The 21,729-nt window shown below is 72.2% G+C and carries 16 protein-coding genes; 8 read left to right on the top strand and 8 right to left on the bottom strand.

Going from position 1 to position 21,729, the window contains the following annotated elements; genetic code table 11:
• Positions 1-186 precede the first annotated feature (186 nt).
• The 4 genes from AB0F01_RS13565 to AB0F01_RS13550 all read left to right on the top strand — a co-directional run bounded on the left by AB0F01_RS13565 (position 187) and on the right by AB0F01_RS13550 (position 7,497).
• A complete protein-coding gene (locus AB0F01_RS13565) occupies positions 187-1,692 on the top strand; it encodes a cytochrome ubiquinol oxidase subunit I (RefSeq protein WP_362093891.1) in 1,506 nt (501 codons plus the stop codon).
• 21 nt (positions 1,693-1,713) lie between these two features.
• The gene (gene cydB, locus AB0F01_RS13560; protein ID WP_362093888.1) at positions 1,714-2,718 is read left to right on the top strand and encodes a cytochrome d ubiquinol oxidase subunit II; all 1,005 of its coding nucleotides are present in this window, start codon (positions 1,714-1,716) and stop codon (positions 2,716-2,718) included.
• 12 nt (positions 2,719-2,730) lie between these two features.
• Complete coding sequence (cydD, locus tag AB0F01_RS13555) at positions 2,731-6,264, top strand: thiol reductant ABC exporter subunit CydD (RefSeq protein WP_362093886.1); 3,534 nt, start codon at positions 2,731-2,733, stop codon at positions 6,262-6,264.
• Positions 6,265-6,423: 159 nt separating this feature from the next.
• Positions 6,424-7,497 (top strand): M23 family metallopeptidase, encoded by a 1,074-nt coding sequence (locus AB0F01_RS13550; RefSeq protein WP_362093883.1) that lies wholly within the window; start codon positions 6,424-6,426, stop codon positions 7,495-7,497.
• A 118-nt stretch (positions 7,498-7,615) separates the two neighbouring features.
• On the opposite strand, the gene AB0F01_RS13545 is transcribed toward AB0F01_RS13550, so the two are convergent.
• The 5 genes from AB0F01_RS13545 to AB0F01_RS13525 all read right to left on the bottom strand — a co-directional run bounded on the left by AB0F01_RS13545 (position 7,616) and on the right by AB0F01_RS13525 (position 13,260).
• Entirely contained in the window at positions 7,616-8,509 is an 894-nt protein-coding gene (locus AB0F01_RS13545; RefSeq protein ID WP_362093880.1) for an HAD-IIB family hydrolase, read from the bottom strand.
• Between the two features lie 200 nt (positions 8,510-8,709).
• Positions 8,710-9,603, bottom strand: a complete 894-nt coding sequence (locus AB0F01_RS13540) for an LLM class flavin-dependent oxidoreductase (protein WP_362093877.1) — start codon at positions 9,601-9,603, stop codon at positions 8,710-8,712.
• 486 nt (positions 9,604-10,089) lie between these two features.
• Positions 10,090-10,536, bottom strand: coding sequence for a hypothetical protein (locus AB0F01_RS13535; RefSeq protein WP_362093875.1), 447 nt, complete (start codon positions 10,534-10,536; stop codon positions 10,090-10,092).
• 8 nt (positions 10,537-10,544) lie between these two features.
• Complete coding sequence (locus AB0F01_RS13530) at positions 10,545-11,105, bottom strand: RNA 2'-phosphotransferase (RefSeq protein WP_362093872.1); 561 nt, start codon at positions 11,103-11,105, stop codon at positions 10,545-10,547.
• 397 nt (positions 11,106-11,502) lie between these two features.
• Positions 11,503-13,260 carry an SDR family oxidoreductase gene (locus tag AB0F01_RS13525; protein WP_362093869.1) on the bottom strand — a complete coding sequence of 586 codons (1,758 nt, stop codon included), beginning with the start codon at positions 13,258-13,260 and terminating at the stop codon, positions 11,503-11,505.
• Between the two features lie 205 nt (positions 13,261-13,465).
• On the opposite strand from AB0F01_RS13525, the gene AB0F01_RS13520 reads away from it, so the two are divergent.
• The 4 genes from AB0F01_RS13520 to AB0F01_RS13505 are packed head-to-tail and all read left to right on the top strand — an operon-like array spanning position 13,466 to position 17,028.
• Positions 13,466-14,428 (top strand): ABC transporter ATP-binding protein, encoded by a 963-nt coding sequence (locus AB0F01_RS13520; protein ID WP_362094401.1) that lies wholly within the window; start codon positions 13,466-13,468, stop codon positions 14,426-14,428.
• On the top strand, positions 14,418-15,335 hold the full coding sequence (locus AB0F01_RS13515) for an ABC transporter permease (protein WP_362093866.1): 918 nt from the start codon (positions 14,418-14,420) through the stop codon (positions 15,333-15,335). The genes AB0F01_RS13520 and AB0F01_RS13515 overlap by 11 nt, the downstream gene beginning before the upstream one ends.
• 52 nt (positions 15,336-15,387) lie before the next feature.
• Positions 15,388-16,299, top strand: coding sequence for an ABC transporter ATP-binding protein (locus AB0F01_RS13510; RefSeq protein ID WP_362093863.1), 912 nt, complete (start codon positions 15,388-15,390; stop codon positions 16,297-16,299).
• A gap of 9 nt (positions 16,300-16,308) precedes the next feature.
• Positions 16,309-17,028, top strand: a complete 720-nt coding sequence (locus AB0F01_RS13505) for an ABC transporter permease (RefSeq protein WP_362093861.1) — start codon at positions 16,309-16,311, stop codon at positions 17,026-17,028.
• Between the two features lie 863 nt (positions 17,029-17,891).
• On the opposite strand, the gene AB0F01_RS13500 is transcribed toward AB0F01_RS13505, so the two are convergent.
• From AB0F01_RS13500 to pheA, 3 genes are all read right to left on the bottom strand, one after another.
• Positions 17,892-18,704: an HAD family hydrolase gene (locus tag AB0F01_RS13500; protein WP_362093859.1), complete on the bottom strand. Its 813-nt coding sequence runs from the start codon at positions 18,702-18,704 to the stop codon at positions 17,892-17,894.
• On the bottom strand, positions 18,701-19,978 hold the full coding sequence (gene serS / locus AB0F01_RS13495) for a serine--tRNA ligase (protein ID WP_362093856.1): 1,278 nt from the start codon (positions 19,976-19,978) through the stop codon (positions 18,701-18,703). The genes AB0F01_RS13500 and serS overlap by 4 nt, the downstream gene beginning before the upstream one ends.
• Before the next feature lie 789 nt (positions 19,979-20,767).
• Positions 20,768-21,700 carry a prephenate dehydratase gene (gene pheA, locus AB0F01_RS13490; RefSeq protein WP_362093854.1) on the bottom strand — a complete coding sequence of 311 codons (933 nt, stop codon included), beginning with the start codon at positions 21,698-21,700 and terminating at the stop codon, positions 20,768-20,770.
• Positions 21,701-21,729 lie beyond the last annotated feature (29 nt).

The raw sequence follows: 21,729 nt of genomic DNA, 5'->3' as shown, positions 1-21,729 counted from the left end.
GGTGCCGCGGAGGGGTTGACATCACAGGGGACCCCCCTTCCGGATACGAAAAGCAGTACGTCATAATTGCTTGTGAATGTGAACGCGTTCACAAGCGCAGGCTTGTTGTCCCGAGATGTTCCGGTGTGAACGGGAGCAAGCGGCAGCAAGCGGCCGTAATGACCACGGCGACGTAAGGAGCACGACGTGGAACTGGCTCTGGCCCCGGAGACCCTGGCGCGCTGGCAGTTCGGTATCACCACCGTCTACCACTTCCTCTTCGTCCCCCTGACGATCTCGCTGGCCGCCCTCACCGCCGGGCTGCAGACCGCCTGGGTGCGCACGGAGAAGGAGAAGTACCTCAGGGCGACCAAGTTCTGGGGGAAGCTCTTCCTGATCAACATCGCGATGGGCGTGGTCACCGGCATCGTGCAGGAGTTCCAGTTCGGCATGAACTGGTCCGACTACTCACGGTTCGTCGGTGACGTCTTCGGTGCCCCCCTCGCCTTCGAGGCCCTGATCGCCTTCTTCTTCGAGTCCACCTTCATCGGCCTGTGGATCTTCGGCTGGGACAAGCTGCCCAAGAAGATCCACCTGGCCTGCATCTGGATGGTCTCCATCGGCACGCTGCTGTCGGCCTGGTTCATCCTCGCCGCCAACTCCTGGATGCAGCACCCGGTGGGCTACCGGATCAACGAGGAGAAGGGCCGCGCCGAGCTCACCGACTTCTGGCTGGTGCTCACCCAGAACACCACCGTCAACCAGGTCTTCCACAGCTTCGCGGCGGCGTTCCTGACGGGCGGTGCCTTCATGGTCGGCATCGCCGCCTTCCACCTGATGCGCAAGAAGCACATCAGCGTGATGCGGACCTCGCTCCGGCTCGGTCTCGTCACCATGGCCGTCGGCGGCCTGCTCACCGCCGTCAGCGGCGACACCCTGGGCAAGGTCATGTACGAGCAGCAGCCGATGAAGATGGCCGCGGCCGAGGCGCTCTGGGAGACCGAGGGCCCCGCCCCCTTCTCCGTCTTCGCCTACGGGGACGTCGACGAGGGGCACAACAAGGTCGCGCTGGAGATCCCCGGCCTCCTGTCCTTCCTCGCGCACGGCGACTTCGACTCCGAGGTGCCGGGCATCAACGACACCAACGAGGCCCTGCAGGAGGAGTTCGGCCCCGGCGACTACCGGCCCATCATCCCGGTCGCCTACTGGAGCTTCCGATGGATGATCGGCTTCGGCATGGCCTCCTTCTCGCTCGCCCTGCTGGGTCTGTGGCTCACCCGGAAGCGGTTCATGCTGCCGCCCGCACTGCGTACCGGGGAGGACGAGGTGCCGCACCTGGTGCTCCTGAAGAAGCCGCTCGGAGACCGCCTGACCCGGCTCTACTGGCGCCTGGCCCTGTGGACGATGGCCTTCCCGCTGATCGCCAACGCCTGGGGATGGATCTTCACCGAGATGGGCCGTCAGCCCTGGGTCGTCTACGGGCTGATGCAGACCCGGCACGCGGTCTCCCCCGGGGTGTCCCAGGCCGAGGTCATCATCTCCATGTCGGTCTTCACCGCCCTGTACGCCGCCCTGGCCGTCATCGAGGTCAGGCTGCTCGCCAAGTACGTGAAGGCGGGACCGCCGGAACTCACCGAGTCCGACCTGAACCCGCCCACGAAGCTCGGCGGCGACCTCCGGGACGCCGACAAGCCGATGGCCTTCTCGTACTAGGCCGAGGGAGGCACCACCGTCATGGAACTGCACAACGTCTGGTTCGTCCTCATCGCCGTCCTGTGGATCGGCTACTTCTTCCTGGAGGGCTTCGACTTCGGCATCGGGATCCTCACCCGGCTGCTCGCCCGTGACCGGGCCGAGAAGCGGGTTCTGATCAACACCATCGGCCCGGTCTGGGACGGCAACGAGGTGTGGCTGCTCACGGCCGGCGGCGCGACCTTCGCCGCCTTCCCCGAGTGGTACGCAACGCTGTTCTCCGGCTTCTACCTGCCGCTGCTGATGATCCTGGTCTGCCTCATCATCCGGGGCGTCGCCTTCGAGTACCGGGCCAAGCGGCCGGAGGAGGCGTGGCAGCGCAACTGGGAGACCGCGATCTTCTGGACCTCGCTCCTGCCGGCCTTCCTGTGGGGCGTGGCGTTCGGCAACATCGTGCGAGGCGTGAAGATCGACTCCGAGTTCGAGTACGTCGGGCACGTCTGGGAACTGCTCAACCCGTACGCCCTGCTGGGCGGGCTGGTCACCCTGTCGCTGTTCACCTTCCACGGCGCGGTGTTCGCGGCGCTGAAGACCCTGGGCGACATCCGGGAACGGGCCCGCCGCCTGGCGGAGCGCGTGGGGCTGGTCACGGCCGCCCTGGCGCTGGGATTCCTGCTGTGGACGCAGGTGCGCGACGGGGACGGCGGCAGCCTGGTCGCCCTGGTCGTGGCGGTCGCCTCGCTGGTCGCCGCCCTGGCGGCCAACCGGGCCGGCCGGGAGGGCTGGTCGTTCACGCTGTCCGGCGTCACGATCGTGGCCGCCGTGGCGATGCTCTTCCTGACGCTCTTCCCGAACGTCATGCCGTCCACGCTGGACCCGGACTGGAGCCTGACCGTCACCAACGCCTCGTCCAGCCCCTACACCCTGAAGATCATGACCTGGCTCGCGGTGATCGCCACGCCGGTCGTCATCCTCTACCAGGGCTGGACGTACTGGGTGTTCCGCAAGCGGATCGGCACCCAGCACATCGCCGATCCCGTGCACTGAGGTGTGTTTCACGTGAAACCGATCGACCCGCGACTGCTCCGGTACGCCCGCGCCACCCGGTTCTTCCTGCTGGCGGTCGTCGCCCTGGGGGCCGTCGGCGCGGGGCTCGTCATCGGACAGGCCATGCTCATCGCCGAGGTGGTGGTGGGCGCCTTCGAGGGCGGCCTGGACGTGGCGGGTCTCGCCACTCCCCTGCTGCTCCTGGCCGCGGTCGGGGTGGGCCGGGCGCTGGTCGGCTGGCTCACCGAACTGGCCGCCCACCGGGCGAGCGCCGCGGTCAAGTCCGAGCTGCGGGGCCGGCTGCTGGAGCGGGCGACCGCCCTCGGCCCGTCCTGGCCCGGCGGGCAGCGGACCGGGTCGCTGGTGGCACTGGCCACCCGGGGCGTCGACGCCCTGGACGACTACTTCTCCCGTTACCTGCCGCAGCTGGGGCTCGCGGTCGTCGTCCCGGTGGCGGTGCTGGCGCGCATCGTCACCGAGGACTGGGTCTCGGCGGCGATCATCGTCGGCACCCTGCCGCTCATCCCCCTCTTCATGGTGCTGATCGGCTGGGCGACGCAGTCCCGGATGGACCGTCAATGGCAGCTGCTGTCACGGCTGTCCGGGCACTTCCTCGACGTGGTCGCGGGGCTTCCGACGCTCAAGGTGTTCGGCCGCGCCAAGGCGCAAGCCGAGTCGATCCGGCGGATCACCGCCGACTACCGCCGGGCGACCATGCGGACCCTGCGGATCGCCTTCATCTCCTCCTTCGCACTGGAACTCCTCGCCACGCTCTCGGTGGCCCTGGTCGCCGTGACCATCGGCATGCGGCTGGTGCACGGCGAGGGGGACCTGTACACCGGACTGGTCATCCTGATCCTCGCTCCGGAGGCGTACCTGCCGCTCCGGCAGGTCGGGGCCCAGTACCACGCCGCCGCCGAAGGACTCGCCGCGGCCGAGGAGATCTTCGAGGTGCTGGAGACGGCCGTTCCGGAGCCCGGGACGGCGCCCGCACCGGCCGGTGACCTGACGTTCGACGACGTGTCGGTCCGCTACCCCGGGCGCTCCTCGTCCGCGGTGACCGACGTGTCGTTCACCGTCCGTCCCGGAGAGACCGTCGCCCTGGTCGGACCCAGCGGCTCGGGCAAGTCCACCCTGCTGAACGTGCTGCTCGGCTTCGTACGGCCCAGTGGCGGGCGCGTCCTGGTCGGGGGAGCGGACCTCGCGGGGCTCGACCGTGCCGACTGGCACAGCCGGATCGCCTGGGTGCCGCAGCGGCCGCACCTCTTCGCCGGGACGGTGGCCGACAACGTCCGGCTGGCCCGCCCGGACGCGGACGAGGACGCCGTGCGGCAGGCCCTGCGGGACGCCGGCGCCCTGGACTTCGTGGACGCCCTCCCCGAAGGCACCGCCACACCGCTGGGCGAGGACGGGGCGGGACTGTCCGCCGGGCAGCGGCAGCGACTGGCGCTGGCGCGGGCGTTCCTCGCGGACCGGCCCGTGCTGCTGCTGGACGAGCCGACAGCCGCCCTGGACGGTGCCACCGAGGCCGAGGTGGTGGCGGCGGTCCGGCGGCTGGCGGCCGGCCGGACCGTGCTGCTGGTGGTGCACCGCCCCGCGCTGCTCTCCGTCGCGGACCGTGTGGTGCGGCTGGCGGAGCCCGCAGCCACCCCGTCCACCGGGCACACCACGGCGGACGGGGGGTCCGCGGAGCCCGCACGGGAACCTTCCGGTGTCGTCACCACCCCGGCCGCGGTGGAACCCGAGCCGGCCGCAACGGCGCCGGCCGGCACACCGGCCCCCTCCGGCGCCGGTGCCGGAGGGGTGCTCGCGAGGGTCCGTGAGCTGTCCGGCGCCCGGCGGGGACGCCTCGCCCTGGCGCTGCTGCTGGGCAGCCTGGCGCTGGGCAGCGCGGTCGGCCTCATGGCGACGTCCGGCTGGCTGATCTCCCGTGCCTCGGAGCAGCCGCCGGTGCTGTATCTGATGGTGGCGGTGACCGCCACCCGCGCCTTCGGCATCGGACGTGCCGTGTTCCGCTACGCGGAGCGGCTCGTGTCGCACGACGCCGTGCTGCGCATGCTGGCCGACACCCGGGTCGCCGTGTACCGGCGGCTGGAACGGCTGGCCCCGGCCGGGCTGCGCCGCGCACGGCGCGGGGACCTCCTGTCCCGGCTGGTCGCCGACGTGGACGCGCTGCAGGACTACTGGCTGCGCTGGCTGCTGCCGGCCGGTGCCGCCGTCCTGGTCTCGGCCCTGTCCGTCGGCTTCACGGCCTGGCTGCTGCCCGAGGCCGGAGCCGTCCTGGCGGCCGGTCTGCTGGCGGCGGGGGCCGGCGTGCCGCTGCTCACCGGGGCCGTCGCCCGCCGGGCCGAGCTGCGGCTGGCGCCCGCGCGGGGCGTCCTCGCCACCCGGGTGACCGATCTGCTCACCGGGACCGCGGAACTCGCCGTCGCCGGTGCCCTGCCCGGGCGGACCGCCGCGGCCCGGCGGGCCGACGGCGCGCTCACCCGGATCGCCTCGCGGGCCGCGACCGCCACCGCCCTCGGGGACGGTCTCACCGCGCTGATCCAGGGACTGACCGTCGTCGCCGCCGCCCTGGTCGGCGTCCAGGCGGTGGCCGCCGGCCGGCTGCAGGGGGTGGCCCTGGCCGTCGTCGTGCTCACGCCCCTCGCCGCGTTCGAGGCCGTCCTCGGGATGCCGCTCGCCGTGCAGTACCGGCAGCGGGTGCGCACGAGCGCGGAGCGCGTCCTCGACGTGCTGGACGCTCCGGTGCCGGTGCGTGAGCCGGAGCGGCCGCGCCAGGCGCCCGCCTCACCGTTCCCGCTCGTCCTCGGTGGGCTGTCCGCCCGGTACGCGGGGCAGGAGCGGGACGCCCTGACCGGCCTCGACCTGACGCTGGAACAGGGCCGGCGGATCGCCGTCGTCGGTCCGTCCGGCTCCGGCAAGACCACCCTCGCGCAGGTGCTGCTGCGGTTCCTGGACCCCCGGGCCGGCCGGTACACGCTGGCCGGTGTGGACGCGTTCGCCCTGGACGGGGACGACGTGCGGCGCCTGGTGGGGCTGTGTGCGCAGGACGCGCACCTCTTCGACAGCTCGCTGCGCGAGAACCTGCTGCTGGCGAAGCGGGACGCGACCGAGGAGGACCTGTACGACGCCCTGGGCCGGGCCCGGCTGCTGGAGTGGACGCGGAGCCTGCCGGACGGGCTCGACACCCTGGTCGGCGAACACGGCGCACGGTTGTCCGGCGGCCAGCGCCAGCGCCTGGCCCTAGCCCGGGCGCTGCTCGCCGACTTCCCCGTCCTGGTGCTGGACGAGCCGGCCGAGCACCTCGACCTGGCGACGGCCGACGCGCTCACCACCGACCTGCTGGCCGCGACCGAGGGGCGCACGACGCTCCTCATCACCCACCGGCTGGCCGGTCTCGAGGCGGTGGACGAGGTGATCGTGCTGGACGAGGGGCACGTGGTGCAGCGCGGGACGTACGCGGAACTGGCCGGGACCGACGGGCCACTGCGCGCGATGGTGCTCCGGGAGCAGGAGGCGGACCTGCTGGTCGGCGCCCACTGACAGGTCACCGCGCCACCGGGGGACAGCTCCCGGTGGCGCGGTGAGGGCGCGTCAACTCGTTGTCGGGGCAGGCCCACTGGGCCATCCGGGGCGTCCCGTTCCCCCGGGCGTACGCGGTGAACAGGACGGCGCGGCCGGGACGGGCAGAGGGTGGCAGTCATGCGCCTCATCCGCCGTCACCCGCTGTTCGCCGCCGTGTCGTTGTGCGCGCTGGCCGTGCTCGCCGCCCGGCCCTCCGACGGCGGTGGCGGCGGTGACGGCGGGGCGCACGTGCCCGGTCACGGCACCGCGTCCGGTGTCGGCGCGGAGGTGGTGCGGCTGTACGAGGAGGCCGCGGCGGCGACCCGGACGTACGAGGAGGGGCGACGCGCGGCCGAGAAGCAGCGGGCACAGGCGCGGCGGCTGGAGAAGCTGCTCGACCGGGAACGGCGCAAGGTCGACGACCTGAACGAGGACCTGGGCCGGATCGCGCGGTCGCAGTACCGCAGCGGCGGCGGGCTGCCGCTCACCGCGCACCTGATCCTCGCCGAGGACCCCGAGGGGGTGATGCGGGGTCAGCGCGCCCTGTGGAAGGCGGACCTGGCCCTCGACCACGCGATCGAGAAGAGCCGGCGGGCGGAGCAGCGGCTGGCCCGGGACGAGGCGGAGGCCGCCGCGGCATGGCAGCGGCTGGAGCGGCGGAACAAGCAGCTCTCCCGGGTGAAGAACGGCATCGAGCGGAAGCTGGAGGCGGCCCGCCGGCACCTCCAGGGCCAGGCCGACGCCTCGGTCGCGGCGGGTGCGTGCCGGGGCGCGGTCCGGCTCGACCAGCCGGAGACGCGGTACGACACCCCCTGGGTGGCGCCGGTGGAGGCCTACGGGCTGTCCGCCTCGTACGGCGCCGGCGGGGCCCGGTGGGCGAACCGGCACACCGGTCAGGACTTCGCGGTGCCGATCGGCACTCCGGTGCGGGCCGTGGGGGCGGGCAAGGTGGTGAAGGTGTCCTGCCACGGGGCCTTCGGCATCGAGGTCGTGATCGAGCACGCGGGCGGGTACTTCACCCAGTACGCCCACCTCGCCGCCGCCGCGGTCGACCAGGGCGAGCGGGTGCGGACCGGTCAGTGGATCGGCCAGTCCGGCACCAGCGGCAACTCCACCGGCCCGCACCTGCACTTCGAAGTCCGGGTCACCGCCGAGACGGGGTCGGCGGTGGACCCGGTGTCGTGGCTGGCCCGTCGCGACGTGCCGCTGTGAGCCGCTCCCGGGTCCGGCGGGCGGGGGACCGGGAGCGGGGGCGGCGCCCGGCCAGGGACGGCCGGTGTCCGGCCCCGGGCGCTGTGCTCCTCGTCCCGCCCCACGGGTGCGGGGCGCCCTACGTGTAGTGCTCCTCCAGGATCCGCTCGATGACGACGGCCACACCGTCGTCGTTGTTGGCCACGGTGCGTCCCGAGGCGGCGGCGAGGGCGTCCGGGTGGGCGTTGCCCATCGCGTAGGACCGCCCGGCCCAGGTGAGCATCTCGACGTCGTTGGGCATGTCGCCGAAGGCGACGACCTCCTCGTGGGAGATGCCGCGTTCGGCGCAGCACAGGGCGAGCGTGCTGGCCTTGGAGACCTCGGGGCCACTGATCTCCAGCAGGGCGCTGGGGCTGGAGCGGGTGACGTTGGCGCGGTCGGCGATCGCGAGCCGGGCCAGGGCGAGGAAGGCGTCCGGGTCGAGCGAGGGGTGGTGGGCGAGGATCTTGAGCACCGGCTCGTCGGCGGTCCGGGCGTCCGGCGCCAGCAACTCCTCCGCGGGGGCCAGGGTGTCCGGGATCTCCATGTGCAACTTCGGGTACTCGGGCTCCTGGTGGAAGCCGTAGGTCTGCTCGACGGCGTACATCGTGCCGGGAGCGGCCTCGCGCAGGCGGCACACGGCGTCCAGCGCGTTGTCCCGGGCGAGTTCGCGCACCTTGACGAAGCGGTGGGCGCCCGGCCCGCCGTGCAGGTCGACGACGGCCGCGCCGTTGCCGCAGATGGCGAGGCCGTGGCCGTGGACGTGGTCACTGACCACGTCCATCCAGCGGGCGGGGCGGCCCGTGACGAAGAAGACCTCGATACCGGCCTCCTCGGCGGCGGCCAGCGCGGCGACCGTGCGGGGGGACACCGACTTGTCGTCGCGCAGCAGGGTGCCGTCGAGGTCGGTGGCGATGAGCCGGGGTGGGGTGAGGGGGAAGGCCGGAGTCTCGGGCCGGCGGGTCGCTGAGGTCACGCGTCCATTGTCCCGCATATGCCCGCACGGGCGTGCGGCACTCCGCACATCTGAGTGACGACCCTCCCCACCTGCGCCGACAAGGTGCCGACGCCGGTGTCGCCCCGCATGCCAGGGGCCCTCACCGCCGCGGGGCCGCCCGGCGGGGGACGCCCGGAGCGCCCGCTCCCGGGCACGGGCCACCCCGACGGGACGGCGGTGACGGGTCCTTTCTGCCGTCAGCGCAGTTGGGCCGGTGCCTCCATGGCGATCTGCTCGAAGACCTTCTCGTCCGCGGCGAAGTCCGAGTCCGGGATGGGCCAGTGGACCACGATCTCGGTGAACCCCAGCTCCGCGTGGCGGCCCGCGAAGTCGACGAACGCGTCGAGCGACTGCAGGGGCCGGCCGCGGTCCGGGGTGAACCCGGTGAGCAGGACCCGGTCGAGGTCGTCCGGGTTCCGCCCCAGCTCGGCGCACGCGTCCGCCAGCCTCTCCGACTGATCGCGCAGGGCTTGGACCGACTGCTCCGGGGTTCCGGTCTCGAACAGCCTCGGGTCGCCCGTGGTCACCCAGGCCTGCCCGTGCCGGGCCGCGAGCCGCAGGCCGCGGGGGCCGGTGGCGGCCACGGCGAAGGGCAGCCGGGGTCGCTGCACGCAGCCGGGGATGTTCCGCGCCTCGTGCGCCGCGTAGAAGTCGCCCTCGTAGGAGACGGAGTCCTCGGTCAGCAGCCGGTCGAGCAGCGGGACGAACTCGGCGAAGCGGTCGGCCCGCTCCCGCTGGGTCCACGGTTCCTGGCCCAGCGCGGTGGCGTCGAACCCGGTACCGCCCGCACCGATACCGAGCGTGACCCGGCCGCCGGAGATGTCGTCGAGGGAGATGAGTTCCTTCGCGAGGGTGACCGGATGCCGGAAGTTCGGCGACGTCACCAGGGTGCCCAGTCGCATGCTCCGGGTGAGCGAAGCCGCGGCTGTGAGCGTGGGCAGGGCACCGAACCACGGCCCATCCCGGAACGACCTCCACGACAGGTGGTCGTACGTGTACGCGGCATGGAATCCGAGGTCCTCGGCCCGCCGCCAGATCTTCTGCCCTTCGGCCCATCGGTGGATGGGGAGGATTACCGTGCTCAGACGCATGACCCCGACGATACGCGGGCCTCTCGCCGCCACGGGTGTGCCGACGGAACAGATGCGGGAAGCCACGCCGACGTCGCGATGCGCCCTGACAGACAGCGCGCATACCGCAGATGCCGGCTCCATGGCTGATACGACCCGCATCACGGTCACTCTGCCCACCGAGCAGGTGGCGGAGCTGAAGAGGCTCACGGACAACGTCTCCGGCTATGTCGCGGAGGCCGTCGCCCACCGGATCAGGCACCAGCTGCTCGGCGAGGAGCTGCGCCGCTACGCGGAGGCACGGCCTCTTCGGCGTGCTCCCGGACCGCGCGGCCACCCTCGTGCCGGCGGCGGTGGGGGAGGATCACGGTGCTCAGGTGTAGACCCATGCCGCCGAGCCTCTGTGCCGTCCGGTGTTTCACGTGAAACCGTCACCGGCCTCGGGCACCGCGCCCGGCGGGCGGGCGACACGGGGCAGCGAGCCGCACGGCCGCGAGCCCTCGGTCGTCAGCGCACCCGCGCACTGAGCCAGGGCGTCAGCAGGAGCCTGGGGATGAACTCCTTGTGCGTCCGGTCCCCGGGCATCGGCACGATCAGGAAGTAACCCGGGGGGAACCGCCGGGCCTTGACCCACGCCCGGTCCTCGAAGACGGAGCGGAGGAAGGCCGGGACATCGTCCCGGGGGACGTCGGGGCATTCGACGCCCTCGACGTCGATCAGGGCGTCGTCCTCCGGGTAGAGCCGCACCCGTACCCGCGGACGCCCCCCGAACTCGACGTGGGCCTCGTGCGGGAGGGAGCCGTCCGCGTCGGTGGTGACGCCGACTCCTGCCGCGGTGCGACGCGAGGTCTGGTCCGCGCCGATGTCGTGGGACACCTCGATCTCGCGCGCGTACGTCTCCGCGAGCGCGCGCAGGGCGGTCACCGCGGCCTGAGTCGTGGGCAACTGGTTCATGCAACCGATCATGACGCTTCCCCGGCGTCGGGGGGAAACCCCAGGTGGCTGGAGGGTACGCAGGAGGTCAGCCACACGCCGTTCGCGCTCACCCGGAAGACGTGGCCGGCGTCGTGCAGGGGTCCGGCATCCACCGTGAGCACGACGGGGCGACCACGGCGGGCTCCGACCCGGGCCGCCGTCTCCCGGTCGGCGGAGAGGTGGACGTCGTGCCGGGTCATGGGCCGCAGGCCCTCGGCGCGGATCGCGTCCAGGAAACGGGTGACCGTGCCGTGGTAGAGGTACCGCGGCGGGACGGCCGGTGCCAGCCCCAGGTCGACCTCGACGCTGTGACCCTGACTGGCACGGATCCGGGTGCCGTCGACGGCGAAGCGGCGCTTGTCGTCCGCGACGACGACGTGCTCCAGCTCGTCCGGGCTGATCCGGAAACCGTGGGCGGCCGCTGCCGCGAGCAAGGTGTCGATCTCGACCCAGCCGCCCTCGTCGAGGGTGAGGCCGATGCGCTCGGGCCGATGGCGCAGATGCCGGGAGAGGTACTTCGACACCTTCACGGTCCGCTGCGGGTTCATGGCTCCAGACTGCCGGACGTAACCAGGATCACGCCAAGGGTTTCCGAATGGAGGTTTGATCCACAGCCAGGGGTAGTTATCCACAAGGAAAAGTGAAAATCCTGTGGACAGTCACGGCCGACGTCACCGGAACGGGCGATTCGGCCCTGCGGTCGGCGGTCGTGGACCGTGCCCGTGCGGGTTCCCGCGCCGTGTCCGGTGCCGTGTCCGGTGCCCGGAGGAGCCGGATCCGCCAGTGTCCCTGAGCCCTTGTCCGGCGAGCGGAGCCCTCTGCGGACGGAACACCCGGGACCCCTTCCGGACGCGCCCGCCCCGCACCGCGTCCCCGGTGCCGCCCCGCACCGCGTCCCGGTGCCGCCCCGTACCCCGTCCTGGTGCCACGCTCCCCCGTCGGCCGTCACATGCGCGGCTTCACCCGGGCGATCCGCCGCAGCATCCCCGGCATCCACCGCGACAGCGCGTACCCGCCCCGGGCCTCGGGAGTCACCGGGACCACTGCCTCGTCGCGCACCACCGCCCGCAGGACCGCCCGGGCGACCTTCTCCGGTGGATAGCCGCGCCGGGCGTAGAGCGCGGACGCCCGTTTCCGCAGCCGCTGCTCCTCCTGCGCCGACACGCCCGCGAACCGCGCGGTGGAGGTGATGGCGGTGTTGACGAAGCCCGGGCAGACGGCGGTCACCCCGATGTCCCGTTCCGCCAGCTCCGCGCGCAGGCAGGCGCTCAGCATCAGCACGGCCGCCTTGGACGTGCTGTAGGCGGGCAACGCGCGGGACGGCAGGAACGCCGCCGCCGAGGCGACGTTCACGATGTGGCCCCCCTGGGCGCGCTCCGCCATCTGCCGGCCGAAGAGGCGGCAGCCGTGGATGACACCCCACAGATTGACGTCGAGGACCGTCCTCCAGTCCTCCGGCGTGGTGTCGAGGAAGGAGCCGCCGAGGCCCACGCCGGCGTTGTTGACCAGGACGTCCACCACGCCGTACTCGGTGGCCACCCGCTCGGCGAACTTCTCCATGGCGCCCTCGTCGGAGACGTCCACCGTCTCCGCCCACGCCCCGGCCGCGCCCCCGTGCCGGGCCTCCCGCGCGGTGCGCTGCGCGGCCTCCGCGTTCCGGTCGGCCGCGATCACCCGGGCGCCCGCCGCGGCGAACGCCAGCGCGGTCGCCCGTCCGATGCCGCTGCCCGCCCCGGTGACGAGCACGAGCCGTCCGCCGAACCGGTCGGCGTGGGGGGCGGGCGCCGCCGCCCGCGTGCGGCCGTCCTCGACGGAGCCGACGAAGTCGGTGACCCAGGTTGCCAGCTGGTCCGGGTGGGTGCGCGGCACCCAGTGCCCGGCGGGCAGCGTCCGCCGGGTCAGGTCCGGCGCCCACCGCTCCAGCCGGTCGTAGAGCTGCTCCGACAGGAAACGGTCGCCCAGCGGGGTGATCAGCTGGACGGGCACGTGGGCGTACGCGTCGGGGCGCGGGGACCGGAGCCGGGGCCGGACGTTGTCCCGGTACAGCCAGGCCCCGTGGGCCGCGTCGTCCGGCAGGGAGGCGGTGGGGTAGTCGCCGCCGGGCACCTTCTCGACGCGTTCGAGGATGCGCGGCCAGCGCTTGCCGAGGGGGCCGCGCCAGGCCAGTTCCGGGACGACCGGGGTGTGCAGCAGGTAGATGTACCAGGACCTGGCGCCCTGCCCGAGGAGCTGTCCGACCCGGCGCGGGGTGGGCCGGGACAGACGGCGGTCGAGCCAGTGGCCGAAGTGGTCCAGCGACGGCCCGGACATCGAGGTGAAGGACGCGATCCGGCCCTCGGTGCGGGCCACGGTGACGAACTCCCAGGCCTGCACCGAGCCCCAGTCGTGCCCCACCAGGTGCACCGGGCGGCCCGGACTGACCGCGTCCGCCACGGCCAGGAAGTCGTCGGTCAGCTTCTCCAGGGTGAACCCGCCGCGGAGGGGCGACGGCGCCGTGGACCGCCCGTGGCCCCGGACGTCGTAGGCGACGACGTGGAAGTGCTCGGCGAGGCGCGGAGCGAGCCGCCCCCACACCTCCTTGCTGTCGGGGTAGCCGTGCACCAGGACGACCGTGGGACGCCCGGGGGCGCCCAGCTCGGCCACGCACAGCTCGACGTCACCCGCGTGCACCCGGCGCTCACGCGCCCCCTCGATCCCCGTCATGGCGGCGAATCTCGCAGTCGTCGGAGCATCCGTCAACAGCGTCTCCCGGCCTCCCCCGCCCCGCCCGTCGGGCCGCGCCGGGCGGGCCGTATGCGCCTCAGGCAGGGCTTCCCCTACGGGCCCGTACGACTCCAGGGGGACACCAAGACGGCTCTGCGGTCTGACGACCGGGGTGCCACGGGTCACTACCGTCTACGTCGTGACTGTGATCGCGACCGAAAGCCTGAGCAAGCGGTTCCCCCGGGTGACCGCGCTTGACCGGCTCTCCGTGGACGTCGGGCCCGGTGTGACCGGACTCGTCGGATCCAACGGGGCCGGCAAGTCCACACTGATCAAGATCCTGCTGGGTCTGTCCCCCGCCACGGAGGGCCGCGCCGAAGTGCTCGGCCTCGACGTCGCCACCAAGGGGTCCGCCATCCGCGAGCGGGTCGGCTACATGCCGGAGCACGACTGCCTGCCGCCGGACGTCTCGGCGACCGAGTTCGTGGTCCACATGGCCCGCATGTCGGGGCTGCCGGCGACCGCCGCCCGGGAACGCACCGCGGACACCCTGCGCCACGTCGGCCTCTACGAGGAGCGGTACCGCCCCATGGGCGGCTACTCGACCGGCATGAAGCAGCGGGTGAAGCTCGCGCAGGCCTTGGTGCACGACCCGCAGCTGGTCTTCCTCGACGAGCCGACCAACGGCCTCGACCCGGTCGGCCGCGACGAGATGCTCGGTCTGATCCGCCGCATCCACACCGACTTCGGCATCTCGGTCCTGGTCACCTCGCACCTGCTCGGCGAGCTGGAACGCACCTGCGACCACGTCGTCATCGTGGACGGCGGCCGGCTCCTGCGCTCCAGTTCCACGCGGGACTTCACCCAGACCACCACGACCCTCGCCATCGAGGTCACCGACACCGACGAGCACCCGGACGGCACCCGCGCCGTCCGTGAGGCCCTGCTCGCCCGCGGGGTGAGCGTGCAGGACGGCAGCGGACTGCCGGGCGCCGGACACGTGCTGCTGCTCACCGCGCGGGGCGAGGAGACGTACGACCTGGTCCGCGACGTCATCGCCGACCTCGGGCTCGGCCTGGTGCGCATGGAGCAGCGCCGCCACCACATCTCCGAGGTCTTCCAGAACAGCGACGAGACGCGGAAGGAGGCGGTCGGTCATGGCAGCTGAGCAGTCCGTGGGCACACCCGCCACCGCATCGGGTGACACCCGTATCCACAACATCGGCTACCGCTCCTACGACGGCCCCCGTCTCGGCCGTGCGTACGCGAGGCTGTCGCTGTACTCGCAGTCGCTGCGCGGCTCCTACGGCCTCGGCCGGTCGGTGAAGTCCAAGGTGCTGCCGATGCTGCTGTTCGTGGTGATGTGCGTGCCGGCCGCCATCATGGTCGCCGTCGCCGTCACCACCAAGGCCAACGACCTGCCCGTCGAGTACACCCGCTACGCGATCATCATGCAGGCCGTCATCAGCCTGTACGTCGCCTCGCAGGCGCCCCAGTCCGTCTCGCGCGACCTGCGCTTCAAGACCGTGCCGCTGTACTTCTCACGGCCGATCGAGACGTCCGACTACGTGCGGGCCAAGTATGCGGCGCTCGCCTCCGCGCTGTTCATCCTCACCGCGGCCCCGCTGCTGGTGCTGTACGTCGGCGCGCTGCTCGCCAAGCTCGACTTCGCCGACCAGACCAAGGGATTCGCCCAGGGACTCGTCTCCGTGGCACTGCTCTCGCTGCTCTTCGCCGGCATCGGCCTGGTCATCGCGTCGGTCACCCCGCGCCGCGGCTTCGGCATCGCCGCCGTGATCGCCGTCCTGACCATCTCCTACGGCGCCGTCTCCACGCTCCAGGCGATCGCCGACTACCAGGGCAGCGGCAGCGCCACCGTGGCCTGGATCGGCCTGTTCTCCCCGATCACCGTCCTCGACGGCGTGCAGTCCGCCTTCCTGGGCGCCACGTCCACCTTCCCGGGCGGCAGCGGACCCGGCACCGCCGAGGGCGTGGTGTACGTCCTGGTCGCGCTGGGGCTGATCGCCGGCTGCTACGGCCTCCTGGTGCGCCGCTACAAGAAGGTGGGAACGTGACCCCGCCCAGCCCGTCACCCGCCACCACCCTTCCAAGGAATGGGCTGCGCTCATGAGCACTCTTTCCATCGACCACGTCTCCCGCTGGTTCGGCAACGTGGTCGCCGTCAACGACGTCACCATGACCATCGGCCCGGGCGTCACCGGTCTGCTCGGCCCCAACGGCGCGGGGAAGTCCACCCTCATCAACATGATGGGCGGCTTCCTGGCCCCCTCCACCGGCACCGTCACCCTCGACGGGCAGCCGGTGTGGCGCAACGAGCAGATCTACCGGCACATCGGCGTCGTTCCCGAGCGCGAGGCGATGTACGACTTCCTCACCGGCCGGGAGTTCGTCCTCGCCAACGCGGAGCTGCACGGACTGGGCGCCCAGGCGGCGCAGAAGGCGCTCGCCACGGTCGAGATGGAGTACGCGCAGGACCGCAAGATCGCCACGTACTCCAAGGGCATGCGGCAGCGCGTGAAGATGGCCTCCGCCCTGGTGCACGAGCCGTCCCTGCTCCTGCTGGACGAGCCCTTCAACGGCATGGACCCGCGCCAGCGGATGCAGCTGATGGACCTGCTGCGGCGGATGGGCGACGAGGGCCGCACGGTGCTGTTCTCCTCCCACATCCTCGAGGAGGTCGAGCAGCTGGCCTGGCACATCGAGGTCGTCGTCGCCGGGCGGCACGCGGCCAGCGGCGACTTCCGCAAGATCCGGCGCCTGATGACGGACCGGCCGCACCGCTACCTGGTGCGCTCCAGCGACGACCGCGCCCTGGCCGCCGCGCTGATCGCCGACCCGTCCACGTCCGGCATCGAGGTCGACCACGGCGAGGGCGCACTGCTCATCCAGGCCGTCGACTTCGGCCGGTTCACGGCCCTGCTGCCCCGGGTCGCCAAGGAGCACGGCATCCGCCTGCTCACGGTCTCGCCGTCGGACGAGTCCCTCGAGTCCGTCTTCTCGTACCTGGTCGCGGCGTAGGAGGCCCTGATGTACGACCCCACTGTCGCCCGGCTCACCTATCGGGCCCTGCTCGGCCGGCGCCGGGCCCTCATCCTCGGCGCCCTGCCGCTGCTGCTGATCGTGATCTCCCTGGCGGTGCGCGCACTCGCCGGGGTGGACGACCAGACGGCCGCCGACGTCCTCGGCGGGCTCGCGCTCGCCACCATGGTGCCGATCATCGGCGTCATCGCGGGCACCGGTGCCATCGGTCCGGAGATCGACGACGGCTCGGTGGTGTACCTGCTGTCGAAGCCGATCAAGCGGCCCACCATCATCTTCACCAAGCTCATCGTCGCGATCGCCGTCACCATGGTCTTCTCGGCCGTGCCGACGCTGATCGCCGGTTTCATCCTCAACGGCAACGGCCAGCAGATCGCCGTCGCGTACACGGTCGCGGCGCTGGTCGCCTCCATCGCCTACGCGGCGATCTTCCTGCTGCTGGGCACGGTCTCGCGGCACGCCGTGGTGTTCGGCCTGGTGTACGCGCTGGTCTGGGAGGCGCTGTTCGGCTCCCTGGTGTCCGGGGCGCGCACCCTGAGCGTCCAGCAGTGGGCGCTGGCCGTCGCCGAGCGGGTCAACGACGGCACGCTGGTCACCTCGGACGTCGGTCTGACGACGGCGACCGTCCTGCTGGTCGTGGTCACCGTGCTGGCCACCTGGTACGCGGGGCAGAAGCTGCGCGCGCTGACCCTGGCCGGGGAGGAGTGACCGTCCGGGACGGCGGTTGTCCCTGACTCGTCCGCGACGGCGGGCGGTGACGTTCCGGCAGGTGCCGGACACACCGCCCGCCCCGTGCTGTCCGGGCCCGCCGACGGCCCCGCCCGCGTCCGCGTGGGCCGCTGTCCGGGGCCGCGGGTCCGTCCGGCTCGCCCGGTCCGCCGCCTGGTCTCTGCCTGGTCTCTGCCTGGTCTCTGCCTGGTCCCCGCCCGGTCCCCGCCCGGTCCCCGCGCGGATTATTCGGTGGCGTCCGGCCTGGCCGGCTGGGCACAGTGGGGGTGTCCGCAACGCCGGGAAGGTCCGGTGTCATGGTCCGGGAGAGGAGCGGGAGGGCGCCTGCACGGCGGCCGGTCCCACTCCCTTCGGGGCAGCCCGCGGCGGACTCCGGAAGCGGTCCCAGCGCTCCGTCGAGTCCGCCCCCACGCGGGAGCTGCCCGGGGCGGCCGCTTCGAGCACGCGCCCGCACAGCGCGTGGGCCGCCCACCCGGAGGATTGGCCGAGAGGCAAGGCACCGGTTCGCACGGGGTCCGGAAGCACCGTTCCGGGCACCGGCGGACCGCGGTCGGGCGGGAGCCCGCGCACGTTCGATCCGTGCATCCTTCCGCAGGGCGCTGGGGCGCTGGGGCGCTGGGGCGCTGGGGCGCTGGGGCGCTGGGGCGCCGGGGCGCCGGGGCCCCAGGGCCCGGGATCCCGGACCGTTGAGGCCCGGCGCATGGGTCCGGTGGGTCCGGTGGGTGCGTGGGGACAGTGGGGTCTGCCGGAGACCGGCGGTAGCCGTGCCGGTTCCGGCGCCGGTCCCTTGTCCCTTGTTCCTTGGTCCCTGTTCCGGGGGCCTGTCCCTGTCCCGCTGTGCGTCAGGCCAGGAGACGTTCCACGACGAGGGCGATGCCGTCCGCCTCGTTGGAGGCCGTCACCTCGTCCGCCACCGCCCGCAGCTCCGCATGGGCGTTGGCCATGGCCACGCCGTGGGTGGCCCAGGCGAACATCGGGACGTCGTTCGGCATGTCGCCGAACGCGATGGTCTCGGCGGCCTTGACGCCCAACCTGCGGGCCGCGAGCGACAGCCCCGTGGCCTTGGACAGTCCGAGCGGAAGCAGCTCGACGATGCCCTCGCCCGCCATGGTGACGGTGACGAAGCCGCCCGCGGTGCGCCGGGCGACGTCGGCGAGTTCGTCCGAGGTGAGCGACGGGTGCTGGATGTACAGCTTGTTCAGGGGCGCCGTCCACAGGTCGGACGCGTCGGTGAACGGGGTGGCGGGCAGCCCGCCCACGACCTCGTAACCGGGCCCCACCAGCACCTCGCCGTCCAGTCCGTCGCGGCTCGCCGCCAGGTGCAGCGGGCCGGTCTCGGCCTCGATCTTGGCCAGCGCGACGCCGGCCAGCTGCCGGTCCAGCGTGACCGACGTGAGCAGCCGGTGCTCGCCCGCGTGGTACACCTGCGCGCCCTGCCCGCACACCGCGAGGCCCCGGTACCCGAGGTCGTCGAGGATGGGCATGGTCCACGGCACCGCGCGACCGGTGACGACGATGTGGGCGGCGCCGGCCGCGGTGGCCGCGGCGAGCGCGTCCCGGGTGCGCTGCGACACCGAGTGGTCGTCACGCAGCAGCGTTCCGTCCAGGTCGGTCGCGACGAGCCGGTACGGGAAGGGCGGCGGGGCGGTACTCACTTCTTGATCGGCTCCAGCAGTTCACGGCCGCCCAGGTAGGGGCGCAGCACCTCGGGCACGCGCACCGACCCGTCGGCCTGCTGGTGGTTCTCCAGGATCGCCACGATGGTGCGCGGCACGGCGCACAGGGTGCCGTTGAGCGTCGCGAGCGGGCGCACCTTCTTGTCCTCGCGCATCCGGATCTGCAACCGCCGGGACTGGAACTCGGTGCAGTCCGAGGTGGAGGTCAGCTCGCGGTACTTGCCCTGGGTGGGGATCCAGGCCTCGCAGTCGTACTTACGCGCCGCCGAGGAGCCCAGGTCGGCCGAGGCGACGTCGATCACGCGGAACGGCAGTTCCAGCGACGTCAGCCACTGCTTCTCCCACTCCAGCAGCCGCCGGTGCTCCGCCTGCGCGTCCTCGGGGGCCACGTACGAGAACATCTCGACCTTGTCGAACTGGTGCACGCGGAAGATGCCGCGGGTGTCCTTGCCGTGCGAACCGGCCTCCCGGCGGAAGCAGGGCGAGAAGCCCGTGTAGCGCAGCGGCAGACGGTCCGCCTCGATGATCTCGTTCATGTGGTAGGCCGCCAGCGGCACCTCGGACGTGCCGACCAGGTAGAGGTCGTCCTTCTCGAGGTGGTAGACGTCCTGCGCGGCCTGGCCGAGGAAACCGGTGCCCGCCATGGACTCGGGGCGCACCAGGGCCGGGGTCAGCATCGGGGTGAATCCCGCGGCGGTGGCCTGCGCGATCGCCGCGTTCACCAGCGCCAGCTCCAGCAGGGCGCCGACACCGGTGAGGAAGTAGAAGCGGGAGCCGGAGACCTTCGCCCCGCGCTCGACGTCGATGGCGCCGAGGATCTGGCCGAGCTCCAGGTGGTCCCTGGGCTCGAAGCCCTCGGCGCCGAAGTCGCGGGCGGTGCCGTGCGTCTCCAGCGTGACGAAGTCCTCCTCGCCGCCGACGGGCACGTCGGGGTGGACGAGGTTGCTCAGCCGGAGCAGCAGTTCCTGGGTCTCGGCGTCGGCCGCGTCGCGTTCGGCGTCGGCGGCCTTCACGTCGGCGGCGAGCCGGCCGGCCTTCTGCAGCAGCTCGGCCTTCTCGTCACCGGACGCCTTCGGGATCAGCTTGCCGAGCGCCTTCTGTTCGGCGCGCAGCTCGTCGAAGCGGACGCCGGACGACCTGCGCCGTTCGTCGGCGGACAGGAGGGAGTCGACGAGCGCGACGTCCTCTCCACGGGCGCGCTGCGACGCACGCACACGGTCGGGGTCCTCACGGAGCAGGCGAAGGTCAATCACGCGGTCAAGGCTACCGGTGTGCGGTCACGGGCCACGACCCACTATTGCGGTCGGGGCCCCATACATGCCGTTACGGGGTAATTGCGCGGAGTGTTCCGCAGGTCAATTCGCAGGGTTGTATCCCTGGAACGGGGGAGCGGGACACGTGGTGGTTGACTGGATTCCCTTGCGGAGTACGGGACTTGAGCGCTGGTTGTCCACAGTGATACCCGGTTCCCGAAAAGTTTTCCACAGGCTGTGGGGAAGATCTGTGGACATTGGAATTGATCACTCCGTAAGGCTCGGGCGACGTCGAGGATTCCCGGCGCGACCTCCTTTTATCCCCACTTTCGAGGGGAAAGGCATCACCCTGAAGGGTTGATCGAGGGAAAAGCGTGGACGAAGGGTGAGAGGTCGAAGAGTGGGGGTGATCATGACGCGAAGGGTGATTTGTCGACTGTGCGACCCCTTGGTGTCGACTTGTCCCCAGGTCGAGAAGCGGACCTGTGGATAACTTCTGTGGATGGCGAAAATCAGCAGGTCGGACTGGTCGGACCGGTCGGACCGGCCCGGTCAGCCCGCGAGCACCCGGCCCACCGGACACCCTCAACCGCCGGACGCACCCGAGCCGTCGCCCCCTCCGGCCCACCGGAGGTCCCGAACCCACGTACCCACTGGACTCACCGGACTCACCGGACTCACGTGACTCACCGGGCCGACGGGCCCACTCGCCCCGACCGTCCGACGGAGGTCGAACCATCCGTCCGGGTCAGACCATCCGTCCGGGGCGTTCGGACCACCCGTCAGGCGTCAGTAACGGCCGTCCTGGCAGCGCGCCACCCAGTCCGCCGCCGCCGCGAACTCCTCGTCCGAGGTCCCCGGCAGGGTCGGCCGCCCCGCTCGCGGACCGTCGTCGGCCCGGGGATAGGAACCGAGGAAGCGCACCTGGAGGCAGATCCGCTTGAGACCCATCAGGGCCTCGGCGACCCGGCGGTCGGAGATGTGCCCCTCGGCGTCGATGCAGAAGCAGTAGTTGCCGATGCCCGCCCCGGTCGGCCGGGACTGCAGCAGCATCAGGTTGATGCCGCGCGTGGCGAACTCTCCCAGCAGGTCGCGCAGCCCACCGGGATGGTCGTCGCGCTGCCACAGCACCACGGACGTCTTGTCGGCCCCGGTCGGTGCCGCCGGCCGGGCCGGACGGCCCACCAGCACGAACCGGGTCTGGGCGTTCTCCGCGTCGTGGATCCCGGTCTCCAGCGGCACGAGGCCGTACCGGGCCGCCGCGAACTCCCCGGCGAAGGCGGCGTCGTACCGGCCCTCCTGGACCAGCCGCGCGCCGTCTGCGTTCGAGGCGGCCGACTCCCAGTGCACGTCCGGCAGGTGCGCCTTCATCCAGTTGCGGACCTGCGGCTGGGCCGCCGGATGCGCGGTGACCGTCTTGATGTCCGACATCTTCGTGCCGGGACGGACCAGCAGGGCGAAGGTGATCGACAGCAGCACCTCGCGGTAGATCATCAGCGGGCTGCCCGCGACCAGCTCGTCGAGGGTGGTGGTGATCCCGCCCTCGACCGAGTTCTCGATCGGCACGAACGCGGCCTCCGCCTCGCCGGCCCGCACGGCGTCGAGCGCGGACTGCACGGACACGTACGGGACGAGCTCCCGGGTGGCCGTCTCCGGCAGGGTGCGCAGGGCGACTTCGGTGAAGGTGCCCTCGGGACCGAGGTACGCGTAGCTCGCTGGCATGCCTTCACCCTAATGGGCCCGCACCCGCG

The organism is Streptomyces sp. NPDC029526 (genome assembly GCF_040637405.1).
Taxonomy (GTDB): domain Bacteria; phylum Actinomycetota; class Actinomycetes; order Streptomycetales; family Streptomycetaceae; genus Streptomyces.
Note: the sequence above shows the minus strand (reverse complement) of the source record. Positions and strands in the feature narration are given on the sequence as shown.